The 8329-nt window shown below is 70.0% G+C and carries 9 protein-coding genes; 7 read left to right on the top strand and 2 right to left on the bottom strand.

Annotated features, from left to right (window positions below):
- The coding region (gene rbsD, locus ACQKIP_RS32945; protein WP_427744987.1) for a D-ribose pyranase at window positions 1-316 on the top strand (316 nt) is incomplete at its 5' end.
- 8 nt (window positions 317-324) lie between these two features.
- Here rbsD and ACQKIP_RS32940 read toward each other — a convergent pair.
- Complete coding sequence (locus ACQKIP_RS32940) at window positions 325-1284, bottom strand: kinase (RefSeq protein WP_365858587.1); 960 nt, start codon at window positions 1282-1284, stop codon at window positions 325-327.
- A gap of 221 nt (window positions 1285-1505) precedes the next feature.
- On the opposite strand from ACQKIP_RS32940, the gene ACQKIP_RS32935 reads away from it, so the two are divergent.
- From ACQKIP_RS32935 to ACQKIP_RS32910, 6 genes are all read left to right on the top strand, one after another.
- Window positions 1506-2495, top strand: a complete 990-nt coding sequence (locus tag ACQKIP_RS32935) for a pyridoxal-phosphate dependent enzyme (RefSeq protein ID WP_365858585.1) — start codon at window positions 1506-1508, stop codon at window positions 2493-2495.
- A gap of 53 nt (window positions 2496-2548) precedes the next feature.
- Complete coding sequence (locus ACQKIP_RS32930) at window positions 2549-3376, top strand: Rossmann-like domain-containing protein (protein WP_365858583.1); 828 nt, start codon at window positions 2549-2551, stop codon at window positions 3374-3376.
- Window positions 3373-4638, top strand: a complete 1266-nt coding sequence (locus ACQKIP_RS32925) for an MFS transporter (protein WP_365858581.1) — start codon at window positions 3373-3375, stop codon at window positions 4636-4638. The genes ACQKIP_RS32930 and ACQKIP_RS32925 overlap by 4 nt, the downstream gene beginning before the upstream one ends.
- Before the next feature lie 178 nt (window positions 4639-4816).
- Window positions 4817-5914 carry a FecCD family ABC transporter permease gene (locus tag ACQKIP_RS32920; RefSeq protein ID WP_365858579.1) on the top strand — a complete coding sequence of 366 codons (1098 nt, stop codon included), beginning with the start codon at window positions 4817-4819 and terminating at the stop codon, window positions 5912-5914.
- A gap of 1 nt (window position 5915) precedes the next feature.
- Window positions 5916-6695 (top strand): ABC transporter ATP-binding protein, encoded by a 780-nt coding sequence (locus ACQKIP_RS32915; RefSeq protein WP_365858577.1) that lies wholly within the window; start codon window positions 5916-5918, stop codon window positions 6693-6695.
- Between the two features lie 58 nt (window positions 6696-6753).
- Window positions 6754-7761: an ABC transporter substrate-binding protein gene (locus tag ACQKIP_RS32910; RefSeq protein ID WP_365858575.1), complete on the top strand. Its 1008-nt coding sequence runs from the start codon at window positions 6754-6756 to the stop codon at window positions 7759-7761.
- 18 nt (window positions 7762-7779) lie between these two features.
- Here the strand turns inward: ACQKIP_RS32910 and ACQKIP_RS32905 are convergent, their stop codons facing one another.
- Complete coding sequence (locus ACQKIP_RS32905; protein ID WP_365858573.1) at window positions 7780-8247, bottom strand: MarR family winged helix-turn-helix transcriptional regulator; 468 nt, start codon at window positions 8245-8247, stop codon at window positions 7780-7782.
- Between the last annotated feature and the right edge of the window lie 82 nt (window positions 8248-8329).

Here is an 8329-nt window from a genome sequence, read left to right as displayed (position 1 = left end):
GATCTGCGACGCGGGCATGCCCATACCGCCGGGCCTCAAGGTTGTCGACCTGGCCTTCCGGGCGGGCGTGCCGTCCTTCGCCGAGGTGCTCGACGGGCTGCTCGCGGAGCTGGTGACCGAGGGCGGCACCGCGGCGACGGAGGTCCAGGAGGCGAACCCGGCGACCGCCGGGCTCCTGGCCGCCCGCGTCACGCCCCTCACGCTGGTCCCGCACGAGGAACTCAAGCTGCGCACGGCGTCGGCGCGCCTGGTGGTGCGCACCGGTGAGGCCACTCCGTACGCGAATGTGCTGCTGCGGTGCGGGGTGTTCTTCTAGACCGGGCGTCAGGCGACCCCGGCCGCCCCGCCGGGAAGACCCGCGCCGCCGGAAATGCCTGCCCCGCCGGGAAGACTCAGCGTCCGGTACACCGTCACCCCGCCCGCCAGCTCCCCGCACGCCTGCGCCGCCGCGGTGACGCGCTGGGTGTACGAGGGGTCGTCGGTGTCGAGGAGGATGCCCAGGGTCGTGCCGCTGTGCGCGACGGCGACCCCCAGGCCGCCGACCTCCCGGCAGATCTCCCGCATCGGCTCCAACGACCACTTGTGGCGCAGGAGTTGGTTCATCTCGGCGCTGCGCGTCGAGATCCTGCCGACCTCCGCCAGATCGCGGCGGCGGACCGCGCAGGCCAGCCGGTCGAGCAGGCGCGCGTACTCGTGCCGGTCGGCCAGGGTGAACGGCTTGGGGATGCGGTTGAAGTCGACGGTGTCGACCGAGCCGCCCTCGTCGATCCCCACCACGGCCATGACCGGCAGCGACCCGAGGACGCCGCGCAGGCGCACGGTGCGGTGGTGGAAGGCGACGATCGCCGGGTAGAGCACCCCGTCCGTCGGCTCGATGTCCGCGAGCAGCCGCTCGATCCTGGCCGGCGGCATCTCGACCCGCAGGGCCTGCCCCACCGCCCGCGCGGTCGCGACCAGGTCGGCGGACGAGCTCGCCAGGCCCTTGCCCTCGGGGATGACGCTGTTGACGCGGAGGGTCCCCCCGGCCCGAAGCCCGGTCTGCCGCTCCGCCAACTCGCATATCGCACGCGCCAGTCGCAGCGCCTTGGTCTTGCCGGCGGGCCGGACCTCCACGTCCCTGAAACCGGAACTGGGACCGGAGCCGGAGCCGGAGCCGGAAGCGAGCTCGGGGCGGAACGTGGCCATCGTCCACCGCGCGATGGGCAACGTCACCAGGAAGTCCCCGTCCTCCTCCGGCAGCACGCCCTGAAGCAGCTCGCCGAAGGTCCCGAAGGCGGCACCCACTCCGATTCCGGCAGTTCGCGTTCCGGCTGTTCGCGCACCCGCCGGACGGGGCCGCGACCCGGCCTACCGGGACAGCTTCACAAGTCTCCTCTCAACGCCCGGATCCCTCTGTCGCCCACAGGCTGCCACAGCTCTAACCGTCTTGACAATCATTTTCATCTAGTGTGATGCTCTCGGCTCGGCGACGACCTATCCGGGTGACTCAGGGGGCAGCGACAGACATGCACGACCACATAGCCGAAGCGGTGAAGAAACCCGATCTCATATCCCTGGAACCGGACTTGCTCTGTCTCCGGTTCGAGACGATGAAGATCTATTCGGCGCTCGGAGCAGTCCGTCACCTTCTCGCATCGGGTGCCGTGCAGCCCGGCGACACCCTCATCGACAGTTCCAGCGGCATCTACGCACAGGCCCTCGCACTGGCCTGTCACCGCTACGGAATGAAATGCCACATCGTGGGTTCCACGACCGTGGACCGCACCCTGCGCATCCAGCTGGAGATACTCGGGGCCACCCTGGAACAGGTGCAGCCGTCCAAGAATCTCCGGCTCGACCAGGAGCTGAGAGTGCGGCGCATCGCCGAAATCCTCGATGCGAATCCGTCGTACCACTGGATGCGGCAGTACCACGACAGCATTCATTACTACGGCTATCGCGACGTGGCCGAAACGATCGACGCCGAGCTGCCCGACGGGCCGCTCGCCCTGGTGGGCGGGGTCGGCTCGGGGGCCTCGACCGGTGCCATCGCCGGATATCTGCGGGAAGCGGGCCGGGACACCTCGCTCGTCGGGGTGCAGCCCTTCGGCAGCGTCACCTTCGGCTCGGAACACGTCGCCGACCCGGACATGATCATCGCCGGAATCGGCAGCGCCATCGAATTCAAGAATGTCCGGCACGAGGCGTACGACCGCGTGCACTGGGTGAATTTCGATTGCGCGGTGTCGGGCGCGGTCTCACTCCTGAGGACCAGCGGCATCTTCGCCGGCCTCTCCGCCGGCGCCGCCTATCTGACCGCTCTCTGGGAACAGCGCCGCGACGATTCCCGTACGTACGTCTTCATCGCGGCGGACACGGGCCACCGCTATGTCGAGAGCGCCTACGCGAAACACGCCGAGGCGCCGGACATCGACACCCTCAAGCCGCACGAGATTACCTCGCTCGGCGAATTGAGGCACCCCTGGTCGACCGCTTCCTGGCCCGACCTGCCGTGACCGCGCGACAGCAAAATCCCCTTTCACCCTCCACCACACCGAAAGAAATCCGCATGCCACACCCCGACCCGCGCACGCCCCACAACGTCGCGGAGCTCATCGACGCCGTCCTGGCGGGCGACTACGGCCCCGACCCCGAGGACCTCTCCGTCACCAGCGCGTTCTGGCTGTACAACACCACCCGCCTCGCGGGCAGCCAAGTGACCTACCACAACCACTACTTGCTCCTCCGGGTCGGCACGGCCTTCGGGGCCTGCTCCTTCGAGGCCGGCGAACTCGCCCCGGACTTCTGCGAGAACGCCTCGGGCCACACCCTCGGCAAGCTGCTGCGCGCCGAGTCCACCCCTGTCCGTATCGCCGCGCTCGACGCCTATCTGGCGCAGGTGAGCCCGCACCGGGAGTCCGCCGAAGCCGAGCGCGTCACGCTGCCCACCGGCACCCCGGAGGTGCGGGCCAAGGCGCGCGACGCCGCCATCGCCGGGCTGCTCGACATCGAGCCGGGCGCGAAGGTCGCGCTGATCGGCGTGGTCAATCCCCTGGTCGCGGCGATACGTGAGCGGGGCGGCGTCTGTCTGCCCTGCGATCTCAATCTCCGTACGACCCAGTGGGGCGACCGGATCACCGACGACATGACCGAGGTCCTCAAGGAAGCCGATGCCGTGGTCGCCACCGGCATGACACTGAGCAACGGCACCTTCGACCTGATCCTCGCGCACTGCCGCGAGCACGGGGTGCCGCTGGTGGTGTACGCGCAGAGCGGCAGCGCCGTGGCCCGCGCGTTCCTGCCCGCCGGGGTCACCGGCCTCTCCGCCGAGCCTTTCGCGTTCTCGCAGTTCAGCGCCGACGAGACGCCGCTCTACCGCTACAAGGAGGCGGCGTGAGCATCGACGCGAAGGGATCCGACGCGGCCCCCCGGCCCGTCGAGGCCGAGGAAGCCGTGCCGGGCGACCTGTCGATGGCCCGCACCCTGTGGCCCGTCCTGGTCGCGTCCGCGGTCGGTCTGCTGCCGTTCACCGTCTTCAGCACCTATCTGGTGCCCATGGCCGAGGACGCCGACAGCAGCGTCGCCACCCTCGGCGGCCTGCGCGGACTCGGCGGTCTCGCCGCCCTCCTGGTGGGCACCGCGCTCGCTCCCCTGATCGACCGGGTGCGCAAGGAGTGGGCGGCGGCGGGCGGTCTCGCGGCGCTCGGGGTGTCCGCCGCGCTCGGCGCGAGCGGGGACTTCATCCTGCTCGCCGTGTTCTGCCTCCTGGTCGGCGCCAGTACGTCGGTGCTCAACCCGGCGCTGACCGCGGCCGCCGCCGACCGCTTCGGCTCCGGTAAGGCCGCCGGGCGCGCGGCGACCCTCGTCACGGCGACCCAGTCGATGACGGCGATGCTGGCGGCGCCGGTCATCGCGCTGCCCGCGCTGTTCTGGGGCTGGCAGGGCGACCTGCTCGCCGTGACCGGGGTGTCGCTGCTCCTCGCTGCCGTCTTCTTCGTGCGCGGCAAGGACAAGCCGGTCGAGGAGACGGACGGAACTCAACGCCTGGGCTACATCGCCTCGTTCAAGGCGCTCGGCACGATTCCGGGTGTGGTGCCGCTGCTGCTCATCGCCCTGCTGCGCACCGCCGTGTTCATGGGTTACCTCTCCTACCTGGCGGCCTACTACGACGACCGGTTCGACCTCGACCCCGGGCTCTTCGCGTTCGTGTGGACGCTCAGCGGCGCGTCGTTCTTCGTGAGCAATCTCCTCACGGGCCGGATCACGAACTCCGCCGAACCGCGCGTGGGCACCGAGCGGATGCTCGCCTTCGGTCTGGTCGCCGCGCTCGTCTCGGTCGTGGGCTTCTACTTCACGCACTGGCTGCCGCTCGCCCTCGCGATGACGTCCCTGCACGCGGCCAGCCACGCGGTCGTCGCCGCGTGCGTGGTCAGCCTGCTCGTCCGGCGCTGCGGCACCCAGCGGGGCGCGGCCCTGAGCGTGAACTCGGCGGGGATGAGCCTCGGGGTCTTCGTGGGCGCGGGCCTCGGAGGGCTCGGCCTCGGGCTCGCCGGATATCCCGGCGTCGCCGTGACCTTCGGCGCGTTGGTGGTGGCGGCACTTGTGGCGGGGGTGTTCGTGCTGCGGGCGCAGCGCGTGGAGGCAGAGCCCACGGCCTGAGTGAACCCGCGGGCCGGTGGGGGCTGGTCGCGCAGTTCCCCGCGTCCCTGCCGGGGCGTGTGGCAACACCCGGCTCCAGCGCGCCCCGCTCCCCCGCATCCGCCCTCGCCCTCGCCCTGACCCGAAAGGCCCGACCATCATGCCCCCGCCTTCGCTCACTCCCACGGCAGCCGTTGCCATGGCGTCCGACGTGCCGCCGCCGGATCCGCCGGCCAAAGGCATCCGGAGCCGACTCGCCACCCGCGCGGGCCTGGCGGCAGCCCTCGCTGTGCTCCTCCTCGTGCTCCTCGCCTCCGTCGTCACGGCCATCGGCCTGGGCTCCGCGGTCGTCACGCCGGGCGACACCGCCCGGCTGCTGTGGGCGGCCCTGAGCGGCGGGAGCATCGACGCCGACGAGGTGACGACGTATCAGATCATCTGGCAGATCCGCACACCCCGCGTGCTGCTGGCGGCACTTGTGGGGGCAGGGCTCAGCTCGGTCGGCGTCGCCATCCAGGCGCTTGTGCGCAACGCGCTCGCCGATCCCTACGTCCTGGGCGTGTCGTCCGGGGCTTCGGTCGGCGCGGTCGGCGTGACGGTCACCGGCGGGCTCGCGGCGCTCGGCATCTACGCGGTGTCGGCGGGGGCGTTCGTCGGGGCGCTCATCGCCTCGCTCCTGGTGTACGCCGCTTCGGCGAGCCGCGGTGGCGGGCTCTCTCCGCTGCGGCTCGTCCTGACGGGCGTGGCCATGGCGCTCGGGTTCCAGGCCGTGATGAGCGTGATCATCTACTTCGCGCCGGACAGCGAGGCGACCGGCATGGTCCTGTACTGGACGATGGGCAGCTTCGGCGCGGCGAGCTGGGGCTCGCTGCCCGTGGTGGCCGCCTGCGTACTGCTCGGCCTCGCCGTGCTGCACCGCTACAGCAGGGCGCTCGACGTACTGGCGCTCGGCGACGAGACCGCGACGAGCCTGGGCGTCAGCCCCGACCGGCACCGCAAGGGCCTGCTCCTGCTCGCGGCGCTGATCACCGGCGTGATGGTCGCCGTGAGCGGCGCGATCAGTTTCGTGGGCCTGGTCATGCCCCATCTCGTACGCATGGTCGTCGGTGCCACGCATGCCCGGGTGCTCGCCGTGGCACCGCTGGTCGGAGCGGTGTTCATGGTCTGGGTCGACCTGGTCTCGCGGACCCTCGTGGCGCCGCGCGAGCTGCCGCTCGGGGTCATCACGGCGCTGGTCGGGGTGCCGGTGTTCGTCGCGCTGATGCGGCGCAAGGCCTATATGTTCGGGGGCCGTTGAGATGGACCTCGTACTCGACGGCCTGTCCGTGACCATCGACGGCAAGCTCCTCGTCCGTGACCTGTCCCTTGACGTGGGCAGCGGCCAGATCGTGGGCCTGGTCGGCCCGAACGGCAGCGGTAAGTCCACCGCGCTCAAATGCGTCTACCGCGCGCTGCGGCCCAGCTCCGGCGTGGTCAGGGTGGGCGACGACGACCTCGCGCGTCTGACGCCGCGCCGCGGTGCGCAGATCGTGGCCGCGATGGCCCAGGACGGCTCGGTGGACCTCGACTTCACGGTGGCGGAGGTCGTTGCCCTGGGCCGCGCTCCCCATCTGCGGGGGAACCAAGCCCTCGGCGCCCGCGAACGGGACCTGTGCGCACGGACGATGGCCCGACTCGACCTCACCCGCCTCGCCGACCGCGGCGTCCTGACCCTGTCGGGCGGGGAGCGCCAACGCGTGCTGCTCGCAAGGGCATTGGTGCAGGAACCACAGATCCTGGTCCTCGACGAACCGACCAACCACCTCGACGTACGCCACCAGATCGAGCTGCTCTCGCTCCTCAAGGGCTCGGGCCTGACCGTCCTCGTCGTCCTGCACGACCTCAACCTCGCGGCGGCCGCGTGCGACCGCATCGGCGTGCTGTCCCGGGGCGCGCTGGTGGCCGCCGGGACGCCGGAAGAGGTGCTCACCACGGGTCTCGTCGACGAGGTGTTCGGCGTCAAGGCCAGCGTGATCAGCCACCCCCTGACCGGCGATCCCCAACTCCTCTACGCACTGAGCCCGTCGGCTCCTCTCTGAGCAGCCCTCTGAACACCTCTCTGAACACCCCTGAACCGCTGAAAGGCACCACGACGACATGCCCAGAACACGCATCACCATCGGATTCGGACTCGGATCGGCGCTCGCGGGAGCCCTGCTGCTCAGCGGCTGCGGCGCGGAGGTCGATTCGGACTCCGGGGCCGGGGGCGCGCCCGACAAGGTCACCGTGAAGCGCTGCGGCGAGCCGGTCTCGTACAAGATCCCGCAGCGCGCGGTGGTCTACGAAGGCGGCAGCGCGGACAAGATGTTCAGCCTGGGCCTGACCGAGCACGTCCACGGCTATGTGATGCCCCCGGCCAACCCGCCGGTCAGCGAGTCCCCTTGGGCGTCGGAGTACGCCAAGGTGAAGATGCTCAGCGACGATCTGCTGAACAAGGAACTCGTCGTGGAGGCCAAGTCCGACTTCGTCGTCGCGGGCTGGAACTCCGGCTTCAGCGACCAGCGGGGCATCACCCCGAAGATCCTGGACAAGCTCGGCATCCAGAGCTTCATGCACACGGAGAGCTGCTTCAACTACCCCGGACATCCGCAGAAGGTCACCCCGTTCAAGGCCCTGTACTCGGATCTGGACCGCCTGGGCAAGATCTTCCGGGTGGAGAAGAAGGCGGACGAGGTCGTGGACGGCCTCAAGAAGCGCGTGGCCGCCGTCGAGTCCAAGGCGCCCGGGGACAACCCCGTCCCCGTCTTCCTCTACGACTCCGGCACGGACCAGCCCTTCACCGCGGGCAGCCAGGTGCCGCCCAACGACATCATCAAGTCAGCCGGCGGCAGGAACATCTTCGACGGCCTCGACGAGCGGTGGACCCAGGTGAACTGGGAAGCCGTCGCCAAGGCCGAGCCCGAGGTCATCATCATCTTCGACTACGGCGACAAGCCCGCCAAGGAGAAGATCGACTTCCTGAAGAAGTCCCCGCACACCAAGGAACTGCCCGCGGTGAAGAAGAACAACTTCTTCGTCCTCGACTACAACGAGGGCATCAGCGGCCCGCGCAACATCGACGGCCTGGAGAAGTTCGGGAAGTACGTGCGGGAACTCAAGCGCTGAAGCCGGCCGGACCGCCCCTCAGTGGGCCTCGTCGAGAGCGGCGGTCAGACGACCGAGCAGCCCTTGCAGCGCACGGGCCTCCTCGACCGTCAGACCGCTCGCCTCGATGATCCGGAGCGGGACACACACGGCCCGCTCCCGCAGCTCCGCCCCGGCGTCGGTCAGTTGCACGGTCACGGAGCGCTCGTCGGCGGCGCTGCGCTCACGCCGTACGAGACCGGCCGCCTCAAGGCGCTTGAGGAGCGGCGAGAGCGTGCCCGAGTCGAGGCGCAGGCGCTCGCCGATGGCCTTGACGGGCTGCGGGCCGTCCTCCCAGAGCACGAGCATGACCAGGTACTGGGGATAAGTGAGGCCCAGGTCCTTGAGGGCATCGCGGTAGACGCCGCCGAAGGCGCGCGAGGCCGCGTGCAGCGAGAAGCAGACCTGGTGATCGAGGCGGAGGAGCTCGGCGCCGTCGGGTACGGGGGCGGTCGGCGATGACGTCATGGCTCCAGCGTACCTCCGCACACACGATTAAGTTGTGCACAACTTAATCGTGTGCAACCATTGCATCAGCGCGAACGAGCAC

Source organism: Streptomyces sp. NPDC059900 (assembly GCF_050270335.1).
Taxonomy (GTDB): Bacteria; Actinomycetota; Actinomycetes; order Streptomycetales; family Streptomycetaceae; genus Streptomyces.
This window is presented reverse-complemented; position numbering and strand designations above follow the sequence as displayed.